General features: G+C 53.3%; 12 protein-coding genes. 4 read left to right on the plus strand and 8 right to left on the minus strand.

The annotated features are described in order from the left end of the window. Positions 1 to 334: 334 nt before the first annotated feature. On the minus strand, positions 335 to 2,722 hold the full coding sequence (locus LX66_RS00730) for an ABC transporter permease (protein WP_145709975.1): 2,388 nt from the start codon (positions 2,720 to 2,722) through the stop codon (positions 335 to 337). Positions 2,723 to 2,897: 175 nt separating this feature from the next. On the opposite strand from LX66_RS00730, the gene LX66_RS00735 reads away from it, so the two are divergent. Beyond that, on the plus strand, positions 2,898 to 4,073 hold the full coding sequence (locus LX66_RS00735) for an acyltransferase family protein (RefSeq protein WP_145709976.1): 1,176 nt from the start codon (positions 2,898 to 2,900) through the stop codon (positions 4,071 to 4,073). On the opposite strand, the gene LX66_RS00740 is transcribed toward LX66_RS00735, so the two are convergent. From LX66_RS00740 to LX66_RS00760, 5 genes are all read right to left on the minus strand, one after another. Further along, positions 4,068 to 5,192 (minus strand): oxidoreductase, encoded by a 1,125-nt coding sequence (locus LX66_RS00740; RefSeq protein WP_145709977.1) that lies wholly within the window; start codon positions 5,190 to 5,192, stop codon positions 4,068 to 4,070. The two genes, LX66_RS00735 and LX66_RS00740, sit on opposite strands and share 6 nt — an antisense overlap. An 85-nt stretch (positions 5,193 to 5,277) precedes the next feature. Further along, positions 5,278 to 5,865: a Crp/Fnr family transcriptional regulator gene (locus tag LX66_RS00745; RefSeq protein WP_145709978.1), complete on the minus strand. Its 588-nt coding sequence runs from the start codon at positions 5,863 to 5,865 to the stop codon at positions 5,278 to 5,280. A 12-nt stretch (positions 5,866 to 5,877) separates the two neighbouring features. Continuing rightward, positions 5,878 to 8,325, minus strand: coding sequence for a T9SS type A sorting domain-containing protein (locus LX66_RS00750; RefSeq protein ID WP_145709979.1), 2,448 nt, complete (start codon positions 8,323 to 8,325; stop codon positions 5,878 to 5,880). 107 nt (positions 8,326 to 8,432) lie between these two features. Continuing rightward, positions 8,433 to 10,388, minus strand: a complete 1,956-nt coding sequence (locus LX66_RS00755) for a KUP/HAK/KT family potassium transporter (protein WP_145709980.1) — start codon at positions 10,386 to 10,388, stop codon at positions 8,433 to 8,435. A gap of 149 nt (positions 10,389 to 10,537) precedes the next feature. Then, on the minus strand, positions 10,538 to 11,851 hold the full coding sequence (locus LX66_RS00760) for an OmpA family protein (RefSeq protein ID WP_158642498.1): 1,314 nt from the start codon (positions 11,849 to 11,851) through the stop codon (positions 10,538 to 10,540). A 524-nt stretch (positions 11,852 to 12,375) separates the two neighbouring features. On the opposite strand from LX66_RS00760, the gene LX66_RS00765 reads away from it, so the two are divergent. Further along, the gene (locus LX66_RS00765; RefSeq protein WP_145709982.1) at positions 12,376 to 13,341 is read left to right on the plus strand and encodes a polyprenyl synthetase family protein; all 966 of its coding nucleotides are present in this window, start codon (positions 12,376 to 12,378) and stop codon (positions 13,339 to 13,341) included. A 48-nt stretch (positions 13,342 to 13,389) separates the two neighbouring features. Continuing rightward, positions 13,390 to 15,102 carry a single-stranded-DNA-specific exonuclease RecJ gene (recJ, locus tag LX66_RS00770; protein ID WP_145709983.1) on the plus strand — a complete coding sequence of 571 codons (1,713 nt, stop codon included), beginning with the start codon at positions 13,390 to 13,392 and terminating at the stop codon, positions 15,100 to 15,102. Here the strand turns inward: recJ and LX66_RS00775 are convergent, their stop codons facing one another. Further along, entirely contained in the window at positions 15,103 to 15,927 is an 825-nt protein-coding gene (locus LX66_RS00775; protein WP_145709984.1) for a carboxylesterase family protein, read from the minus strand. It abuts the gene before it with no gap. Positions 15,928 to 16,037: 110 nt separating this feature from the next. After that, positions 16,038 to 17,888 carry a molecular chaperone HtpG gene (gene htpG, locus LX66_RS00780; RefSeq protein ID WP_145709985.1) on the minus strand — a complete coding sequence of 617 codons (1,851 nt, stop codon included), beginning with the start codon at positions 17,886 to 17,888 and terminating at the stop codon, positions 16,038 to 16,040. Between the two features lie 219 nt (positions 17,889 to 18,107). Between htpG and LX66_RS00785 the strand changes: the two genes are divergently transcribed. Further along, positions 18,108 to 21,401 carry a choice-of-anchor J domain-containing protein gene (locus LX66_RS00785; RefSeq protein WP_145709986.1) on the plus strand — a complete coding sequence of 1,098 codons (3,294 nt, stop codon included), beginning with the start codon at positions 18,108 to 18,110 and terminating at the stop codon, positions 21,399 to 21,401. Positions 21,402 to 21,426: the final 25 nt, after the last annotated feature.

Raw genomic sequence — 21,426 nt, forward strand, 5'->3', positions numbered from 1 at the left:
GTTGTTGTTGACCTAAGGTACAGATTAATTTGAAAGCAAATCACAACCAAAAGCTGTTGGTATTGCGCGTTGGTGAAGTTGTTGTTGACCTAAGGTACAGATTAATTTGAAAGCAAATCACAACGGTGCAGAACGTTGGGGGTACATGGTACTTGTTGTTGTTGACCTAAGGTACAGATTAATTTGAAAGCAAATCACAACCCAACAACATTCGGCTCTGGTGTTGTTACGTTGTTGTTGACCTAAGGTACAGATTAATTTGAAAGCAAATCACAACATAAAGATATGCCCTACGCCGAGATACCAAGTTATCGTTGACTTAATGTCCTACCCCCTACTCCACCTTCAAACTCTCCGCCGGGTTCGCCATCCCTGCCTTTATCGCCTGGAAGCTGATCGTCACCAGTGCTATCACTACCGCGCCCAGTCCGCCGGCTACAAACGTCCACCAGCCGATGTTAATATGGTATACAAAATGCTGCAGCCATTGGTGCATGAAATACCAGGTCAGCGGACAGGCAATTACAAAGGCGATCGCTATCAGCAGCATAAAATCTTTGGAGAACAGGTATACCACGTGGGCCGTGGTAGCGCCCAGCACCTTGCGGATGCCTACCTCTTTAATACGTTGTACCGCCATAAAGGAGGCCAGCCCGTACAAGCCCAGGCAGCTCAGAAAAATGGCAATCGCTGAAAACACCTTGTACAACCGGGAGAGCTGTCTTTCCTCCCGGTAAAAATTACCGATCCGCTCGTCCAGGAACTCGTATTCAAAAACATAATTGGGATAGGTTTCCTTCCAGATGCGCTCAATCTGCCGTAACGCAGCAGGTATATTCGTGGTGCTGAGCTGAATGCCCGCCGTACTGTATAGCCGCTTCATATTTACCATAAACAGGGGCACAATATCTTCCTTCAGGGAGTTGGAATGAAAGTTTTTCAGCACCCCTACTATCGGGCCTTTCGCTGCGCCGCCCCAGAGGTCCACTTCCTTGTTCAGCACATCATTAGGATCAGAAAAGCCCAGCTTTTTTACCACCGCTTCGTTCACTAAAAATTCGTTGACAGAGTCGGTAGCGGTAATATTCCGGCCGGCGGCCAGCGGCAACTGGTAAGTAGGTACGTACTGGTGATCCACAAACTTGCTGAGCATGGCAAACTCCGTTTCTTTGGCAGCATGGTCAAACCTGAATTCCGTCCACCAGTTATCATCATCCGCCGGCGTGTTGGAGTTAAAGCTCACCTGCTGTACTTCCTTTATAGCCATCAGCTTGTCCCGCAGGTAATTCAGCCGGCTGCGGCTGGCGCTGTCGCTGGGAAAAGGCACATCCACGATCGCGTCTTTCTTAAATCCCATCGGCGTCTGCTCAAAGTAGTTGATCTGCCGGATCAGCAGCAAGGTGCCTATGATCAGCGCCTGCGCGATAATGAACTGGAACACCACCAGCGCCCTGCGTAGCGATAAGCCCCGGGTACTCTTCGCAGTGATCCTGCTCTTCAGCGCGGCTATGGGGTTAAAGCCGGATAATACCAGCGCAGGATAAAAACCCGCCAGTATAGTGACCACAATAGTAGTGATCAGTAAAAAGATAAATACGCCCGTATTGTTCAGCAAATGCAGGGACAAGGTAATGCCCAGGATATCGTTTACCGGGGGAATGATCAGCGCGACTATCAGCAGGGCAAGCATTACCCCGGCCAGCACCTGCAGGCATGTTTCCAGCAGGAACTGCAGGTTGATCTGCCAGCGCCCGCTGCCCAGCACTTTCCGCACGCCTATTTCCCGGGCCCGGTTCACCGCCTGCGCGGTAGACAGATTGATGAAGTTTACACAGGCAATGCAAAGGATGAACAGCGCAATCAACCACAGGATCCGTATGCGCTCCGGGCCAACGGTCCTGCCCAGGTAATTGTCGGTAGAAGTATCCGTATGTACCTGGCCCAGCGGCTGCAATACCTGTATGGCCTTGTTGTCCGCTGCCCGGTACTTCCCGGAGAATGCAACCAGTTGCCGCTCCGCGGCGGCTGCCGTTACCTGCGGCGGCAACAGCACAAAACATTTATGATCGCTACTAATGGACACCCAGTCCTTACTCTGCGAATATTTAGCGAGGTGGTAAGGTATTACGATGCTTAGCTGAAAATCCGTATTGGAAGGCGCATCCTGCAGAATGCCGGTAATGGTGAGCAGGTCGTCATTACTGACCTTAATGGTCTTTCCCATCGCGTTCTTCCAGTCGCCAAAGTATCTTTCCGCTGTTGACCGGGTCAATACGGCGCTGTTAGGGTCCTGCAGCGCAGTAGATGGTTCGCCGGCCAGCCAGGGAAAATTAAAGATGCGGAAAAAAGCCGCCTCCACCAGGAAAGCGCCTGTTCGCTCCTTGAACAGTTTCGGCGCTGCGTTCTTTTCCATCACCGCCACCTGCAGGTTGCGGAGCATAGCCATACCCGTGCTTTGCCAGGAAGGAAAATCATTCTTCATAGCGGCAGGCAAAGGAAAGGGTACGCAGGAAGCAACGCCGCCCTTTTCACCTTTCGTCATCACCCGGTAGATGCGGTCATGATGCCGGTGAAAATTATCAAAGCTGCTTTCATACCTTATCACGATAAAGATCACCAGGCATACGGCTATGCCAATGGTGAGGCCGGCAATATTAATAAACGTATAGCTTTTATTGCGGCGCAGGCTTCTGAAAGCTGTCTTCAAATAGTTCCCGATCATGATAGGTTTTTTAGTGGAGTGTCCGTTTCGGGACGACTAAAGCAATGCCAGTTTTTACCCCTGCTGATTACCAGTGCGTTACAGCTACACGCGTCCTTTCAAATGTCCGCTTTTGATACATCCCGGTGTCCGCTTTTGCAAATCAAAAAACGTATCTTACCTGAAAAAACCCTGCATGCCGCCACCCGCCCGTACCCTGTGGACAGATTATCTCCGCTCCTTCATTACTGTTTTAGTAGTGGCCCACCACGCTTCCCTGGCCTACACCACCTTTGCCAGCTTTAACGCGCAGGCCTATATCCTTTCCACGCATCCCATAGTGGACAGCCGGCGCTGGGTAGGACTGGATATCTTCGAGAACTTCAACGATGTGTTCTTCATGTCCCTGATGTTCTTTATCAGCGGTCTCTTCGTGCTGCCGGCCCTGCATAAAAAGGGCATGGCCGTTTTTATCCGCGACCGGTTTTACCGTTTGTTCGTTCCCTTTGTCTTTGGCGTTACGGTGCTGATGCTGCTGGCCTATTATCCTGCTTATTATGTAGCGCATGGCCGGCATGACGTCAAAGGATATATCATTGATTACTTCACCACGGAAGCCTGGCCGGTAGGGCCGCCCTGGTTCATCTGGGAGCTGTTTGCCTTTAACCTGCTATTTGCGCTGTGCTATCCCTTCATGAAAACTACCTGCGCCAGGCTAAGCGCATTGCTGGCGCAGTTGAAAGATAAGCCGCTGGCACTGGCCGGTATATGGTGGCTGCTTACCTGGCTGCTGTATGTGCCCCTGGCATTGAAGGTAGGCGCCGGTACGTGGACAGGCATCGGGCCCTTTGATTTCCAGTTGAGCCGCGTGCTGCAGTATTTGGGCTATTTTATCCTGGGTGTGTTGGCGGGTAATGTAAAGCAGGAGGCCGGTATCTTTTCCACCGGCGCCCGCTGGATAAAAAGCTGGCCGCTGTGGATAGCGGCCTGCCTGCTGGCGTATGCCCTGCTTACTGTTATCCCGCCTTTCCTCACCCGCATGGTAAAAACCGGCGCACTGCCGGAGCTGCCCGCCTGGCTTATTTACTATACCATTTACGTATTGTCCTGCACGGGTAGCTGCCTGGCATTTCTTGCCAGCTTCCGGGCGCTGGCCCATACGCCGCGGAGCTGGTGGAGCTCCCTGTCGGCCAATGCTTACAGCATTTACCTGGTGCATTACATTTTCGTGGTGTGGTGCCAGTATGCCCTGCTGTCTGCCGGCATACCGGCCTTCCTGAAATTTCTCATCACGTTCGTAGTAGCGCTGTTAGGCAGTTGGCTGCTTAGCGATGGGCTGCGCAGGCATCCGCTGGTAAAAAAGTACTTATAACGGTTGCGCTGCCATTACCTGCCAGGTATGGGCAATGCCGGCGCTGGGCTTTATCATGCCCGGGTGAAAGGGTAGGGTGCTTTCGCCCCGCTGTATACGTGCCGGCCAGTCAGGGTTGGCAATGGCCGCCTTGCCCAATGCCAGCAGGTCGGCATGGCCACCGGTCAGCACCTCCCGGGCCAGCGCCGGCTGGTGCAGCCCGCCGTTGGCAATTACCGGTACCTGCACGATCTCCTTTGCCAGGCTGGTAAAGGACGTACCATCGTCATACAGGCATTCCCGCCGCCAGTTCCCCAGTTCCGCAGCAATATGCACGTAATCCGGCTGCGCTTGGGCTACCTCCGCCAGCAGCGCCCTAGCCGTGGCGGCTCCCCCTGGCCAGCGGTAATGCAGGTGGTTTACTTTTCCTTCTGACAGGCGCAGGCCAATGATAAACGTGGCCGGCGCCACTGCCCGGATGCCGGCAATGATCTCTGCAATAATGCGGAAGCGGTTGGCCATCGTGCCGCCGTATGCATCCTGCCGGGTATTGGTGTAGTCCGTCAGGAACTGATCCGGCAGGTAGCCGTTGGCGGCATGGATCTCTACCCCGTCAAAGCCGGCAGCCTTCGCCTGTTGGGCGGCGCTGATAAAGCCCTGCCGCGCCGTAGCGATATCTTCCGGCGTCATCGCCCTGGGTAGGGGAAAAGGCCCGTCGCCCCCACCGTATTCAGGCATTTTATGGCCCAGCGGCTGTATAGCGGAAGGCGCCTGGGTATGCTGCGTATGCTGGGAGATGGCGCCGGCATGCATCAGTTGTGCAATGAACAATGTTCCATGCTGTTTCACTTTTTGCGTGATCTGCCACCAGCCCTGCGTTTGCGCCGGTGTTACCAGCCCAGGCTGCAGCGGGTAAGCCTGTGCCGCTACGGAATCGGTATACACGCCTTCGGTGATGATCATGCTGAAGCCGCCTTTGGCAAAGGCTTCGTAATAGGTTTGCATCAGGGAGGTAGGCACGCCCTCCGGCGTGGCGCTTACCCGCGACATCGGCGTTACTACCAGCCGATTCTGCAGCCGGTGGCCGCGCAACTCAAAAGGTTCAAAAATGCCGGGAAAATGTTGCTCGTTGCTATGCATAAAGTGAAATGTTTTATGCATGCAAAGTTGCGGCAGCACAGGCTAAGCGCTGTTAAAGTAATTGAATGAATGCCGTTAAAATAGTTTAATCATTTCCCTGTCGGGCCCTTATCTGGCTCAGGAACACCGGCGTAATGCCCAGGTAGGAGGCAATGTATTTCTGGGGAACGTTCTGTACCAGGGCGGGATAGCGCTGCAGCAGGTCCAGGTAACGCGCCTCCCCGTTCATGCTGATGTTGTTCAGGATGCGCCGGTTCTGCGCCAGGTAAGCATTTTGATGCAGGATACGGAAGAAACGCTCAAAGGCCGGTATCTCCGCGTACAGCCGCTCCAGCGAGGGCTTGTCCAGTTGCAGGACGGTTACCGGCGTGAGGGCGGCAATATGCACTTCCGCCGGTGTTTCCTGTAAAAAGCTCTCCAGGTCCGTGATCCACCAGTCCGCCGTCGCAAAGTGCAGGGTATGCTCCTCCCCCTTGTCATCTACATAAAAGGACCGCAGCCAGCCTTCCAGCACATAGTTGTCATACCGGCAAACATCGCCGGCCTGCAGCAGGTACTGCCGGCGCAGGAGGCGCTTTTCCCGCAGCAGGGAAAGGAACAGCTCCTGCTCCGCCGCAGTAAGGGAAATGTGCCGGGACACGTGTGTCAGGATGCGGTGATGAAAGGAATCCATACCGCAATAATACTAATACCCGGCTAATTGCTGTGTGCCCAGTAGCTTTTTCCCTTTCTCATCATACAGGTGCAGGATGTACATGCCGCCGGTAACAACCCGTACTGTCAGCTCCGCTTTTGTCTGGTTCACCAGGCGTTTGCGCAGCACCAGCCGGCCCTGTATATCATACAGGGAGATAATGTATGTTTTCACCGCCTGCAATCCGCTGATGCTCAATTGCCCGTGGAAAGGGTTCGGGTAAATGGTTACCGGCTGTCCCGGGTTATCGGTATCCTCAATGGCCGTAATGTTCGATTTATTGATCGTGATGCTGTCAATGGCGGTGGACGTGGTATAGCATTGCTCACTGCTGCGCATACGCACATATACCTTGTTCTCGCCCAACTTGAACGCTGCCGGGGATTGTGTAGTGGTATTGTTGCTGCCTTCTACCTGCAGTTGGTTCATGAAATCCCGGTCCCAGGCAAAGGTGTACAACGGCAGCTTGCCCCCGCCGGATACATTGACAGCAGTAATGATCACCGGCGTGGCGTCATTGATGATGGGATTTACATTTACCGTTACATCTACCACGGGCGTTACGGCAGGCTGTATGGTAAATGACAGCGACAGGCGCTTTTCAACGGTATCTTTTGTAAAGATTACATCAAGGGCGTGCCGGCCCGCGCTCAGCGAGTCAGGATGGAGGGTAAAGGTGCTGTCTGCTGCTACCGGCAGGAGAATGGTGCTGTCCAGCGTTACGCTCACTGTTATACCGGAAGCGGCCGCCGGCAGGTTGGCGATCTTTACGCGCTGGCTGTCCGCTACATTGCAGTAGCTGCTTTGCAGGCCACTAATTACCGGTTGCGGCACGGTGGTGGCGCTGCTGTTCAGGTTCACCTTGAAGAGCGTTTTCCCGATCAGCACATACCAGTCGCCATTATCGTAAAAAGAGCAGCTCAGCACTTCGCTGTAAAGATCGGCCTTTACCGGCATGGTCGTGATACGCCGGCGCTGCCCGCTGCTGTTAATGAAATAGCGCCCGCTGTCCTGTTGGGACACCATCAGCTCACCCTGGCCGTTCAGCAGGTCGATGATGGGCCTGTTCTCGCAGGTTGGGCAATAGCTAAAATCCGTTACCTGCCGCATGTTACCAGCCGTGTCCCTCACCACTATCTGCCCTTGCCTTCCAAAAGCTGCATATCGGTTGTTCAACTGGTAATCCTCACCGGGAACCGGTATCCCGATACCCAGTTCGCCCAGCAAAGCACTGAACTGCCCGTTGTAGAAATACAGCGGGCCACCGGAGTCCTCCTTGTAATAGATGGTATTGATGCCATCTGTTACCGGCGCATGGTCTATCGATCCGCTGGAGATCAATGTTACCTGCCCGTTGTTGTACTGGTAAACCTGCTGCAGGTAACGGGCGGGAGATACATCAAAAACCACTGCCCCGTTAGGCCCTATATCCAGGTCGCCGCCGTAATAATCCGGTATTGTGGCGGAGTCCATTGAGCCAGTGGCAAGGTGGCGGCGCACCAGGCTATTGATATTGCGCCAGGCAGCGTACTGGCCGGCTACCTCCAGGTCTTCCCCCAGCGCCTGCAGCGCCACCTGCCCATCCTTCCATTCATACAGGTAAGCGCCCGCTTTGAACATAGCGCCTTCCGGCGTAACAAAAGCCTCCGCAGGCGCTGTTACCGGGCTGTTCACCAAAGGGGCACTGCGCTGCCCGGTGGCGGCATCCACGATCAACGGGTAGCCGGTACCCGTGTCGGCCACCAGTGCTTTATTGTGCCGGAAGTCCAGTATGATTCCGGGCGTCGTCAGGTATGCAGCCAGGTAAGGGCTGTTTTCCACAAAGACCGTCAGTTGCTCCCGCGCGGTACGCCCCAGGCTGTCCGTAGCGATCACCTTCAGCGTGATCCGCTGCCCGTTGTAAGCAGAAAGATCTACCGACGCAAGACTGTCTGCCGCACTGGCGATCAGCACATTATTATTACCGGACCTGGCATGATACACCTCAATGGTGTTACCGGCAGAACGGGCCTGCAGGGATAGTACTGCCTTTACGGCAGCGGAATCCGCCTGGCCGTCTACCGTCAGCGATACCGCGGGATCGTTTAAAGGCCGGTAAATGAAACGGATCGCTGTATCACCGTCATTACCCAGCGTATCAGTGGCGGTGATGACCAGCGTGAGGGTATCTCCCGGCAATCCCCGTAAGGACAGCGTGCCGTTGTAGGTGCTGCCGGAGTTGGGCTGGCTGCTTAGCACAACCTGGCGGCCGCCGGCCGTGGCCGTTACCGAATCGATCATGGCGGATGCATACACCACGGTGCTCACACGGATGCTGGTATCCGTCCAGGTGCTGTCAGGGGACGGCATGGTAGTGCCGGGGAAATAAAAGGAAATGCCTTGCGCGCGTGAAAAGAAGGGGCTAAGCAGGAAAGTTAACAACAGTAAAGATCGATGCATAAGGATATGGTTTTAACAGGTACGGTAATAATAGCCACCGGATGGCTATTATTAAATACTTGTATCAGTACCTGTTAAAACTTATATGATCAGTGGCCTTACCAGGATCAGGAAGGAATGATCCTCCGCAACTGCAGGTTGGTGACCGGCGCTACCACCAGCGGGTACTTTTCTATGGTTACATAGCTGGAGTCCAGGCCAAAGCCCCGCTCCTCCGACAGGCTGATCTTCTTCAGGAAGAAATACATGCGCATCACCATTCTTTCATACAGGGGGAGGTCGTTATCGTGCGACAGGAATTTTTCCATTACAATGAACTGGAAATCGCCTACTACGTTCGCTTTGCTCAGCGACTCATAGCGGCTGGTAATGTTCACCTCCTTGTTGCGCACCATATCTTCCACCACCATGCGGAACATCAGGTTAATACGTTGCTCCACCCGGAAGCCCAGTCGGAACTCCACGCGGATCAGCTCATTGGGAATAATGGTCTGTACGGAATATTCGCTGAGGTAGGGCTCGTCGACCACATCCACGTGCACAAACCAGTAAATATCCGCCCGCTTGGGCTTTTTATTGAGAATGGAATAAATGATCTTATGCTCTATCTCCTTCGGGTTGTCTGCACTGCTCATGTATACCAGGTGAGTGGCATACTTGGGAATAGAGGTATCGTTGCTCAGCTCCTGCAGTATAGGCAGGTAATCTTCCAGGCGCACAAACTCCACGTAGCGGTTCTTGATCTTGCGGGACTTGAACCATACCAGCATCACAATAAACAATCCGCCCGCCACGATCACGGTCACATAACCGCCATGCACAAATTTTACGAGGTTGGCAAACAGGAATGAAAATTCAATGGTCAGGTATATCACGAGGTACATCAATACCCACGATACCCGTACCCGGCGGGTATACAGGTAAAAGGCAAACAGGCAGGAGGTCATTAGCATGGTAATGGTAATGGCCAGCCCGTAAGCCGCCTCCATAGCGCTGGATTCCTGGAAAATAAGCACAATGGCGGTACAGCCCACAAACAGCATGACGTTAATACCGGGAATGAACAACTGTCCCCGCATCTCGGTGGGGTAGTTGATCTTGAGCTTGGGCCAGAGGTTCAGCCGCATGGCTTCCGATATCAGCGTAAAGGACCCTGAAATAAGGGCCTGGCTGGCAATGATGGAGGCCAGGGTGGCGATCAGCACACCAAATATGACAAACCACTCCGGCATGATGGTAAAGAAGGGGTTCTGATCTTTTGGCAGTAGCTGCCCCTGTTGGGTCAGCAGCCAGGCGCCCTGCCCCAGGTAGTTGAGTATCAGGCAGGTCTTTACAAATATCCAGGAAATACGGATGTTGCTTCGGCCGCAGTGGCCCAGGTCAGAATAAAGCGCTTCGGCCCCGGTGGTACAAAGGAATACCGCGCCCAGAATCAGGAACCCCTGCGGGTAGGTGGTCAGCAATTCTATGGCATAATGGGGACTGAATGCTTTTAGTACGGAAAGGTCGTCAGACACATGCATCAGGCCCAGTACGCCCAGCATGGAAAACCACACCATCATGATCGGCCCGAACAGCCGGCCGATGGACACGGTGCCAAACTGCTGCATGAAAAAGAGCCCGGCAATGATGGTCAGCACGATCTTGACGATCATCCACTGGTCCAGGTCCTTGAACACCTCCAGGGTACGGAGGCCCTCAATGGCGGAGGTAACGGTAATGGGAGGGGTGATAATACCGTCAGCCAGCAGGGCAGCTCCTCCTATCATCCCAAAGATAACCGCCCACCTGGCATGCCGCCTTACCAGGGCGTAGAGGGAAAAAATACCGCCTTCCCCCTTGTTATCGGCCTTTAAGGTCAGTATGACGTATTTGATCGTGGTCTGCAGGGTCAGCGTCCATATGATGCAGGAAATACCGCCAATCACCAGCAGGTCGCTGATCGGGTTCGTACCCACAATGGCTTTGAAAACGTACAATGGAGAGGTACCGATGTCACCGTATATAATGCCCAGTGCTACTATCAACCCGGCTACAGTGGTCCTGTTAGTGTCTATTCTCACGCTTGTTCGGATTAGTTAAAAGCCACCTAAATTACGGCAATATTTATTTGATATGCCAAAATTCCTGAAAACAGGAAAGTCCCCCATCACGGAACTTTCCGTAACGGGGGACTTTCTTTAATATCAGCTAGGTGTGATACACTACTGTATTAGTTAGCAGGAGCTAAGTCTACAGTGCTGGATTCACCAGGAGTGTTTTGTTTGATGAAACGGCCCCTGTCGATACCCTGCTGGTCAGCCAGGTAGTCGATCACAGCATCTACTCTTCTGCTGCTCAGGTCTACACCGCCTTTTTTGCCTTTGGCACCAGCGTGGCCGGTAACCAGTACATTACACTCAGGGTTAGAGCGCAGGGTGTTAGCAACGCTGGACAGGATAGCTTCGTTGTCGGAAGATACCTTGGTAGAGCTGCCTTTGAATGCTACGCTGGGGAATACCAGGCTGGCGCATGCAGGCTTAACGTTCTTGCAGCACTCAGGATCCGGGCACTTACCAACACCGTCAGCATCTACCGGCTGGCAATAGGTCGGAGTGATCAGTTGTTTGTCTTTGTAATCGGGAACACCGTCGCCGTCAGTGTCTTTAGCAACACCGTTTACATCTACAGGAGCGCCTGCAGGTGTGTTGGGCTCGCGGTCGAACTGGTCAGTTACACCGTCGCCGTCAGCATCCGGCAGTACCGGAGTAGGCAGCTTCATATGACGGGGAGAGCTCAGCTCGTTGTAGGCGTGATCCAGGGGATTAACCCACCACAGCGGTTCTACACGCTTGTTGGGATTACCCAGGTTGAAGTTCAGGCGAACGCTGGTGTAAGACATGAAGTCTTTGCTGGCGTCATAAGCGCCTGAGTTATAACCGTCCAGGTAATCGTCAAACGGCATGATCAGTTTTTCTTCAATGCCTATGTTGAAACGCTTGGATACTTTGAAAGCGATACCGGTACCGAAGTCGATAGCGTGACGCAGCAGTTGGTTGTCGTCACGACGACCGATCTGTACCCTGTTTCCCTGGGAAGGAGCGTTCTGCTCGTACTCACCGTCCAGCAGGTTCTTCAGGTCGTCTTTAATGTCTTTACGCTTGCCGCTGAAGTTGATGCCGGAATAGTCATAACCATTGCCGGAAGCATCCAGGGCGTCCACGTCTACATCAGCCAGCATCAGGCTGTAACCGCCGAATACGTACCAGTTAACTTTAGGCTGAGATTTGTAGAACAGGATATTGCTCAGGGAAGCCATCAGGTCGATGGAAGCAGTGTGGGTAGCAGTTTTGTAGTTGGGAACAATCATGCCACCGTTCCGGGCAGCGGTCGCAGACCATGCAGTGCTGTTAGCGTAAGTTGCAGGGCGCAGACGATAATCCAGACCACGGTCAAAAGAACCGATATATTCAGCCCGCACAGAGAAAGTGTGGCCCAGGGATTTTCTCAGGGACAGACCGCCACCGAAACCAGGACGGGCATCCATGTCACCCCTGATAAAGTGATAACCACCATGGAAACCTAATTCCCACATATCGCGGGGTTTCGCAGGATAATCGTACTGGTGGTTAATAAAGTTATTGTGCTGCGCCATTCTGGATGCCGGAACTTTCGAAGAGTCCAGGGCATCATAGTTCGGCTGAACTTGTGCAAAACCAGTAGACGCCGCTAGTAAACTCATAGCGCCTGCCAGTAATAAGTACTTTTTGCTTGCCATAATTGTTTTCTATTTAAAAACTGTTAAAGATTTACTAATAACCCGTTTTTTACCCAGCAAAGGTAAAAATCATAAATGAATATACAAATTTTTCTTACAATATTATTTTCATTGATAACTACTTAAATAACAAAGCTTAGGTAAAACAATTGTTATACCTTAAATTGCTTATTTGTTATCGTAACAATAATGTATTGTTAACGTAATGTTATACCGATATCTACAAATAAAGGGCCAAATTGTTAAAACTTTGATATTTTAAGCCTAGCTTAGCAATCTTTTTTAATTAATACATGGACGAAATTAAACACCTGATCAGTAAGGAATTGCATGACTTTGAGAGCAAATTCGCGGATGCGGTAAAAAGCCATGTGCCACTGCTGGACAGGATCATGCATTATATTGTTAAACGGAAAGGCAAGCAAATCAGGCCCATGTTCGTACTGCTTTCCGCCCGGCTGTTCAGCCAGGACATACAGGAAAGCACCTACCGGGCTGCCGCACTGGTAGAACTGCTGCATACCGCTACCCTGGTGCATGACGACGTAGTGGACGATGCCAGCGAAAGAAGAGGCTTCTTCTCTATCAATGCTTTATGGAAAAACAAAATAGCCGTGCTGGTGGGCGATTATTTATTGTCCAAAGGACTACTGCTGTCTCTTAACAACCATGATTACAGAACTTTACAGATATTGACAGAGGCGGTAAAGGAAATGAGCGAAGGCGAGCTGCTGCAAATGGAGAAGACCCGCAAGCTCAACATACAGGAAGATGTTTACTTTGAGATCATCCGCCGGAAAACAGCCTCCCTCCTGGCGGCCGCCTGCGCAGCCGGGGCCTGGAGCACCAGCGGCCAGGAAGATGCTGCCGAACAGATGCGCCACTTCGGCGAAAAAGTAGGCATCGCCTTCCAGATCAAGGACGACCTGTTCGATTACGGGACCGATAAGATTGGCAAACCTACCGGCATAGATATCCGGGAAAAGAAACTGACGCTCCCCCTTATTTATACCCTGCAGCATGCCAGCCCGGAAACCCGCCGCCGTATCATTTATATTGTCAGGAACCATAACACCGATAAAGAAAAAGTAGCAGAAGTGATAGCGCTGGTAAAAGCTTCCGGAGGGATCGACTATACACGCGATAAAATGTTCCTTTACCGCGACGAGGCCCTCGCTATCCTGCACCAGTTCCCGGAAAGCGATATCAGGAACGGGCTGGAACAATTGGTACGTTTTACTACCGATAGAACGTTTTAAGTGAAAGTGACCATTCACTGTTCACTATTTGACCATTCACTCAAGAAGATGCAAAAACGCTGGACCGTAAGATCATATCAACCAAAAGAGGAAGCGTTGCTGCGACAGGCGCTGGGCATTCATCCTTTACTATGCCGGCTGCTGGTACAGCGCGGCATCCATACGTATGAAACGGCCAGGCAGTTCTTTCGCCCCGCCCTCAGTGATCTCCACGATCCCTGGAGCATGAAGGACATGGATAAAGCGGTGACCCGCATTGAACAGGCGTTCTTTCACCAGGAAAAAATACTGGTATATGGTGATTATGACGTGGACGGCACCACAGCGGTAGCTACGGTATTCGACTTCCTGCAGCGGATCTATCCCCGCGTGGAATTTTATATCCCGCACCGCTACCGCGAAGGGTACGGCATTTCCGGGGCAGGCATCAGCTACGCTATTGAAAATGATTTCAGCCTGGTAATAGCCCTCGACTGCGGAATCAAATCCATTGCCCATATCACTGAAGCCAAAACCCACGGTATTGACTTTATCATCTGCGACCACCACCTGCCCGATGCCACCCTGCCACCGGCAGTGGCCATTCTCAATCCCAAGCAATACGACTGCCCCTACCCTTATAAGGAACTTAGCGGATGCGGCATCGGTTTCAAGCTGATTACCGCACTGGGACAGAAGCTGGGCGCGCCGGATGAACAGGCGCTCCGCTACCTGGACCTGGTGGCCACCAGCATAGCGGCGGATATTGTGCCCATGACCGGCGAGAACAGGACCCTGGCCTTTCACGGCCTGGAAAAAGTGAATGCAGATCCCCTGCCCGGCATACAGGCGCTCATCCAGCTCAGCGGGCTGAAAGAAAAGCTGACCATCTCCAACCTGGTGTTCGTGATCGCGCCCCGTGTAAATGCCGCCGGCAGGATGGACGACGCCCGCAAAGCAGTGAACCTCTTCGTGGAGAACGACCTGGATAAAGCCCTGGAAATTGCGGCAGTGCTGCACGCGGATAATTTTGACCGGAAAGAAATTGACAGCAACATCACGAAGGAAGCAGTGGCCCTGATCCAGAACGACGCGACCCTGGCCACGCGCAAAAGCACCGTACTGTTTAAGGCAGACTGGCACAAAGGCGTGGTAGGTATTGTAGCCTCCCGCCTGATCGATAAATATTTTTACCGCCCTACCATTATTCTTACGCAGAGCAACGACCAGGTGGCAGGCTCCGCGCGCTCCGTTACGGGGTTTAATGTATATGAGGCCATCCACCAGTGCAAAGACCTGCTGGAAAATTACGGCGGACATTTTTATGCGGCCGGCATGACGCTCAAACCCGAGAACGTGGAGGCGTTCCGGCAAAAATTTGAAGAAGTAGTATCCACCACCATAGACCCCGAGCTGCTGATACCGGAGATCGTGATCGATACGGAGATCGGCTTCAGCGAAATCAACAAACGCTTTTACGGCATACTGCAGCAGTTCGAGCCCCTGGGCCCGGAAAACCTGCGCCCGGTATTCTTAGCCCGGAATGTAACGGATACCGGCTTTTCCAGGATCGTGAAAGACGAGCATATCAAATTCTCCATCAGGCAGGAGCGCAACGGCCCGGCGCTTTCCGGCATCGGCTTCTTCCTGGCCGATAAGTTCCCCGTGGTCAGCAACCGTCAGCCTTTTGACATGGTTTTCACCATTGATGAAAACGAATGGAACGGGAAAAGCATGCTGCAGTTGAAGGTGATAGACGTCCGGGTAGCGGCCGGCCAATGATCATTTATGCTGCTGCAGCAGCCAGGTATACAAGTCTGCATCGGCATAGGTCTTTGTCCAGGCGTCATGCCCGCCGGTAGGATATTCCGTATACTTGAGCAAAGTGCTGCCACAGGCTTTGATAGCATTCACCATATCACGGGAATTGTTTACGCTGACGGTAGGATCATCGGCATTATGGAAAGCCCATACCGGCATATTCTTAAGGCTGCAGGCCTTATCCACTTCTCCGCCGCCGCAAATAGGCGCAATGGCGGCAAACTGCTCAGGATAATACTCTCCCCATACCCAGGTCTGAAAACCGCCCATGCTTAAGCCGGTAAGATATACCCGGCTGGGGTCCACATGGTATTTGGTGATGATCTGTTTGAAGAATTGCTGCAGGGCATCGGTGTTCCACCACCACCTGGTACACTGCGGCGCCACCATTACAAATTGTTTACCCTTCACCACCTTGCATAAGCCAACATTCTTTACCTTATTAATATCGGTGCCCATTTCACCAACACCATGCAGGAAGATGACCAGGGGCCACTTTTTGGTTTTGTCGCTGTTGTAAGTATCCGGCACATACAATACATATTCCGGGTTGATGTTCCCAACATCTCCCGTCACCTTTTCCGTGGAGAGGCCCAATGTTTCAGTGGGAAAACTGTCTTCCCCGGGTGGCGGCGTTGTTGGGGGTGGTGTAGCGGTTGTATCCGTACCGGTTGACGGCGGCGGGGTAACAGGTTTTACGGTTTCCCCGCCCTTGGAGCACGCCCCCAGCATCAGCGCACCCAACAATAAAACATGGCTAAAATTTTTAATTGCTCCTTTTCTCATATATCTTCTTTACACTAAAATGGTCCCGTTCAGCCGAAGCTAAACGGGACCATTATAAAAAAAATTGGCAGCTTTAATGAACACTTCCTCAAACGGGAAAGGAGCCGGTTTTATTGTAAAATTATTTTGCTCTTCTTTTCGCCGCCCAGCAATTCCACGCTGCGGTTTACAAACGCCGTCAGGTCAGCGCCGGTCAGCAGGTTCTGGGAAAGCAGGGCCAGGTCGGCCAGGTTGCGCACCAGCTTCTGTTGCTTGTCATCATCTGTTTCCTGCAGTATCTGCTGGTATATGGGGTGATTGGCGTTCACCGTCATGGTAATATCGTCGGGCATATTGGCATACCAGTTCATACCACCGCCGCCAACAGCCGCCATATCCTTCATGCGGCGCATGAACTCCGCACGGGTCACGATCACCGGCTGGGCTTCCGCGCTCAATCCTTTCAGCTCCACTTTAATGTTTTGCTGCGGCACCTGCAGGCCAAACAATTCCTTCAGCTTGTTCTCCTGGTCCTGGGTCAGCACGTGCTCCGTCTTTTCGTCCTTGTCTACCAGGTTGTCCGCAATATCGGCATCTACGCGGGTAAACTGCACGTTCTCCCATTTCATTTCCATGTTGTTGATGAAAGCCGCATCCACAATGGTTTCCAGCTTCACCACCTTGTAGCCTTTGGCCTGGGCGGCCTGTATGTAAGCGTCCTGCTGTACCGGGTTGGTAGCGTACAGGATCACCAGTTTGCTCTCTTTGTTGGTTTGCAGCGCCTGTGTTTCCTGGCGGTATTCTTCCAGGGTATAGAAGGTGCCCCCGGCCACATCTTCCATTACATGGAACTTGTTGGCCTTATCCAGGAATTTGTCGTCCGTCATCATACCGTATTTCACAAACAGGCCGATGGATTCCCATTTTTCTTCAAACCCTTTACGGTCTGTACGGAACATCTCATCCAGCTTGTCGGCGACCTTTTTGGTGATGTGGGCATTGATCTTCTTTACATTCGGGTCGCCCTGCAGGTAGCTGCGGCTCACGTTCAGCGGAATGTCCGGGCTGTCTATTACGCCATGCAGCAGCATCAGGAATTCCGGTACGATATCCTTTACTTCGTCCGTTACATATACCTGGTTGGAGTACAGGTTGATCTTGTCTTTCTGTATCTCGTAGGACTTGGTGATCTTAGGAAAGTACAGGATACCGGTCAGGTTGAACGGGTAGTCCACGTTCAGGTGTATCCAGAACAGCGGCGCCTCGGAGAAGGGGTACAGCTTTTTATAGAAATCCTGGTAGTCCTGGGGTGTCAGGTCCGTAGGCTTGCGGGTCCAGGCGGGATTGGTATCATTGATCTGCTTGTCTTCAAACTGGATGGGTACCGGCAGGAATTTGCAGAATTTTTCCAGGATGTTGCGGATGCGGTTTTCGTCCAGGAACTCTTCACTCTCCTCGTTGATGTGCAGCACGATATCGGTTCCGCGTTTTTCTTTCGTAGTCTCCTCCAACTGGTATTCCGGGCTGCCATCGCATTCCCAGCGCACGGCCTGCGCATCGGGGCGCCAGGAGCGGGTAAAGATCTCCACTTGGTCGCTCACCATGAAGGAAGAGTAAAAGCCCAGGCCAAAATGGCCGATGATGTTGGCGCCTTCGTTCTGGCCTTTGTACTTTTTCAGGAACTCTTCCGCACCGGAAAACGCTACCTGGTTAATGTACTTGTCCACCTCTTCCGCGGTCATGCCTACGCCGTTGTCGGAAATGGTAAGGGTCTTTTTCTCTTTGTCCAGTTTGACAGTGACTTCGAGGGTTCCCAGTTCATCTTTGAACTCGCCCACGCCGGCCAGGGTTTTCAGCTTTTGCGTGGCATCCACGGCATTGCTCACCAGCTCGCGGATAAAGATCTCGTGATCGGAATAAAGAAATTTCTTGATAATGGGGAAAATGTTCTCTGTTTGAACACGTATAGCACCTTTCTGCATGGGTAATTCAGATTTTAGACTTTGTTTCGGTTCCCAAAGGACGTGCCAGCGGGGAGCGGGCTGACAAGTTGTCCGTAGCCGCCTCCTAACTTAACAAATAGATCATAAAACTTTTGTGTTAAACCACCACGACAATCCGTATTTTGCAGTACTAAAACCTATTTCCCCAACACAATCCATTTGAATGTGATCATCTAACCGAGAAAATCCCGAACGCGTATGCATAAAACTTTACTCTCTTTTTTCCTGATCATCACCATTTTCACCGGCCTTCCCGCATGGGCGCAAACACAGCCCGCGCCACAGGCGCTGCCCTACCAGCAAACCTTTGACGCCCTGGCGCACAGCTCCTCCACCTATCCTGACGGATGGCAGGGCTGGCTGCTGAGCGGCTCCCCTTCCGGCAGCTTTAAGACCACCCCGCCGGCCGGCGATAAAACGCTGACACCCAATGGCAGCGCATCTTCCACAGCCAACGGCGCCTATAATTATAACGGCAAGCTGGGCTTTCTCAACAGCGGCTCCGCCGACAACTCCCTGGTGCTGGCGCTCAACACCAGCGGACAGCTCAATGTTTCCCTGAGCTACGACCTGATGACGCTCCGCAATCCCTACAACGGCAGCAGCAATACCCGCATCAACGAGGTAACGCTGCAATACCGCATCGGCAGCAGCGGGGATTTTACCAATATTGCCGGGACCCTGTACCAGAATGATACCGTTACCCAGACCGGCTCCGGGGTAACCACCCCGCAAAACCTGGTGAACATGGCCATCACCCTGCCACCGGACTGTAACAACCAGCCGCTGGTGCAATTGCGCTGGGTGAACCGGCAAATCAGCGGCAGCGGCTCCCGGCCCAGCTTTGCGGTGGATAACATACTGGCCGCCGGCAGCGGCAGCGATACCACGGCGCCGGCCATCAGCACCCTGCTGCCAGCCAGCGGCGATACGGCGGTAAGCCCCGCTACCCGCCCCGCTATCACGTTTACGGAAAACATACAGGCCGCAGCGGGCAGCATTACCCTGCATAATGCAAGCGCCGGCACCCAGCAGGCGTTTGCGGTTACCGGGGGGATGGTGGCTATTTCCGGGAATATCTTTACCCTGAACACAACATTGCAGCCCCTCGCAACGTATTATATTACACTGGACAGCGCTGCTGTGACCGATCTTTCCGGCAATGCCTTTGCCGGTATTGCGGACAGCTCCTGGTACTTCGCTACCGGGCAGCAGGTGCTGGACTTCAACTTTAATGACTGCACACCCAGCGGCAGCACCCAGCTCTCCGGCGGATTTATGCAATACAGCGTGAGCGGAGCACAGCGCTGGGGCTGCACCACCTTCGGGCAGAACAGCAGCAATGGCGTGCAGATCAACGGTTATAGCGGCGGCCCGCAGCAAAATGAAGACTGGCTTATTTCGCCATCTTTCGATCTTTCCGGCTTTGATTATCCCCTGCTGCGGTTTGCCAGCCGCACCGCCTTTGCCGGCCCGGTGCTGCAACTAATGGTCAGCACCAACTACGACGGCCACAGTGATCCCCACACCGCTACCTGGACCCTGCTGAACGGGCGCTTCCCGGCCGAAGGCAGCGATACCTGGCAGGTGTCTGACAGCATTAACCTGGCCGCCTTCCGGCAGGACAGCGTGTACATTGCTTTTAAATACACCTCTTCTCCTGCCATTAACGCGGCCCGCTGGACCCTGGACGACATCAGCCTGTATAACAGCACCGTAGCACCTCAGCCGGGTATCAGCATTCACCCGGATGCGCTGGACTTTGATTATGTGCCGGTATCACAAACATCGGCTCCGCAAAGCTTTACTTTCTGGACCTATAACTTTACAGACACCCTCTTCCTGGGCGCCTCACCCGGCTTTGCCATTGCCCGGGACAGCGCAGGTCCGTATTACACGGACGGGCTGGTATATGATACCACCCTTACGAACGCTGGTCCCATCACTGCCTGGGTGCGGTTTATGCCCGATGCCGCCGATCAGCACTTCAGCGGCAGCATCCGGTTTGAGACCGCTGGCCTGGATACTTCCCTTATCCCGCTGAGCGGCACCTCCCTCCGCTCCCTGAAAGTGGTGAACTGGAATATCGAATGGTTTGGCAGCCCCACGCAAAACCCTGCCAACGACAGCCTGCAGCAGGCCAATGTGGCCACCATCCTGCAAAAGCTGAATGCGGACATCTTTGCCCTGTCGGAAGTAGTGGATACCACACGCTTTAAGAACATGGTGAGCCAGTTGCCCGGCTACAGCTATACCATTTCCGACTTCGGCTCCTATGCAGACAATGTAAACGACCCGGATTACCCCAGTGCGCAGAAACTGGCCTTTATGTACAAAACGGATGTGGTCAGCAGCCTGCGCACCTATGGCGTACTGCGCCAGGGTGGCAGCGACAGCGCTTACTACTACTGGTCCTCCGGCCGCTTCCCCTACCTGATGGAAGCATCCGCCCGGCTGAACGGCGACAGCGCCCGCATCCAGTTTGTACTGCTGCACGCCAAAGCCAATACCGGCAATACTTCCGAGAAGATCGAATCCTATTACCGCCGGAAAAACGGCGCCAGGGAGCTGAAAGATTCCCTGGACGCCCAATACCCCTACAGCAACGTCCTGCTGCTGGGCGACTTTAACGATGCACTGGACAAGACCATCACCACCGAGCTGGCGCCGGACACCACTACTTCCTACATAGATTTTGTAACCGACACCGCTGACTACCTGCCGGTAACCCTGCCGCTGAGCCTTGCCGGCGAAGGGTCCACCGTTTCCTATAACACCGTCATAGATAACGTGATCGCCTCCAATGAAATGGCCCAGGCCTACCTGCCCGGCTCTGCCATGATCTACACCCAGGCGGCACAACTGGTAAGCGGCTATAGCAGCACCACCACGGACCACTATCCCGTGATCAGCCGGTACGATCTGCGGAAGCTGGCCATCGCCAGTCCTATACAGGCCTTTACGGCTGTGGTGGACAGCGGGCGGGTAAGGCTCAACTGGCGCACACCTTACGAGACCAATGCGGACAAATTTGTGGTAGAGCGCTCCCGCAACCAGCGTGACTTTAACGCCATCGACACGGTGGCGGCGCATGGCACCACCACCCTGCCCCACACTTACCAGGCTTATGACAACAAGCCCTGGTTGGGCAGGTCCTACTACCGGCTGAAGCTGCTGCACCTGGATGGCTCCTACCAGTACAGCCAGGTACAGGCGGTGAACGTACAGTTGAGAGACCTCCTGTGGCGCCTGCTCTGGTGCATACTGGGCAACCGCCTGCAGGTATGGGTGGATGCGGACAAGGCCGGCGGACCCGCCGTACTGCAGTTGATAGACCTGCGGGGCCATATCCGGTACCAGGGCACCATGCCCCTGATGAAAGGAAGAAACTACAAAGAATTAGATATCAGCAGGTTAACTGACGGCATCTACTTCCTGCGGGTGCAAACCGCGGAAGGGACCCAGGTGAGCAAGATATTTGTTAACCACTGATCTTTTTTGGAAAACCAGGCTTCGA

This window comes from Chitinophaga japonensis, from assembly GCF_007830125.1.
Lineage (GTDB): Bacteria > Bacteroidota > Bacteroidia > Chitinophagales > Chitinophagaceae > Chitinophaga > Chitinophaga japonensis.

Bases quoted from the DNA above. Each gene is read 5' to 3' on its own strand.
- LX66_RS00785 (WP_145709986.1), top strand. From the start codon at position 18,108: ATGCATAAAACTTTACTCTCTTTTTTCCTGATCATCACCATTTTCACC.
- htpG (WP_145709985.1), bottom strand. From the start codon at position 17,888: ATGCAGAAAGGTGCTATACGTGTTCAAACAGAGAACATTTTCCCCATT.
- LX66_RS00760 (WP_158642498.1), bottom strand. From the start codon at position 11,851: ATGGATGCCCGTCCTGGTTTCGGTGGCGGTCTGTCCCTGAGAAAATCC.
- LX66_RS00745 (WP_145709978.1), bottom strand. From the start codon at position 5,865: ATGGATTCCTTTCATCACCGCATCCTGACACACGTGTCCCGGCACATT.
- LX66_RS00765 (WP_145709982.1), top strand. From the start codon at position 12,376: ATGGACGAAATTAAACACCTGATCAGTAAGGAATTGCATGACTTTGAG.
- LX66_RS00775 (WP_145709984.1), bottom strand. From the start codon at position 15,927: ATGAGAAAAGGAGCAATTAAAAATTTTAGCCATGTTTTATTGTTGGGT.
- LX66_RS00735 (WP_145709976.1), top strand. From the start codon at position 2,898: ATGCCGCCACCCGCCCGTACCCTGTGGACAGATTATCTCCGCTCCTTC.
- LX66_RS00740 (WP_145709977.1), bottom strand. From the start codon at position 5,192: ATGCATAGCAACGAGCAACATTTTCCCGGCATTTTTGAACCTTTTGAG.
- LX66_RS00750 (WP_145709979.1), bottom strand. From the start codon at position 8,325: ATGCATCGATCTTTACTGTTGTTAACTTTCCTGCTTAGCCCCTTCTTT.
- recJ (WP_145709983.1), top strand. From the start codon at position 13,390: ATGCAAAAACGCTGGACCGTAAGATCATATCAACCAAAAGAGGAAGCG.
- LX66_RS00730 (WP_145709975.1), bottom strand. From the start codon at position 2,722: ATGATCGGGAACTATTTGAAGACAGCTTTCAGAAGCCTGCGCCGCAAT.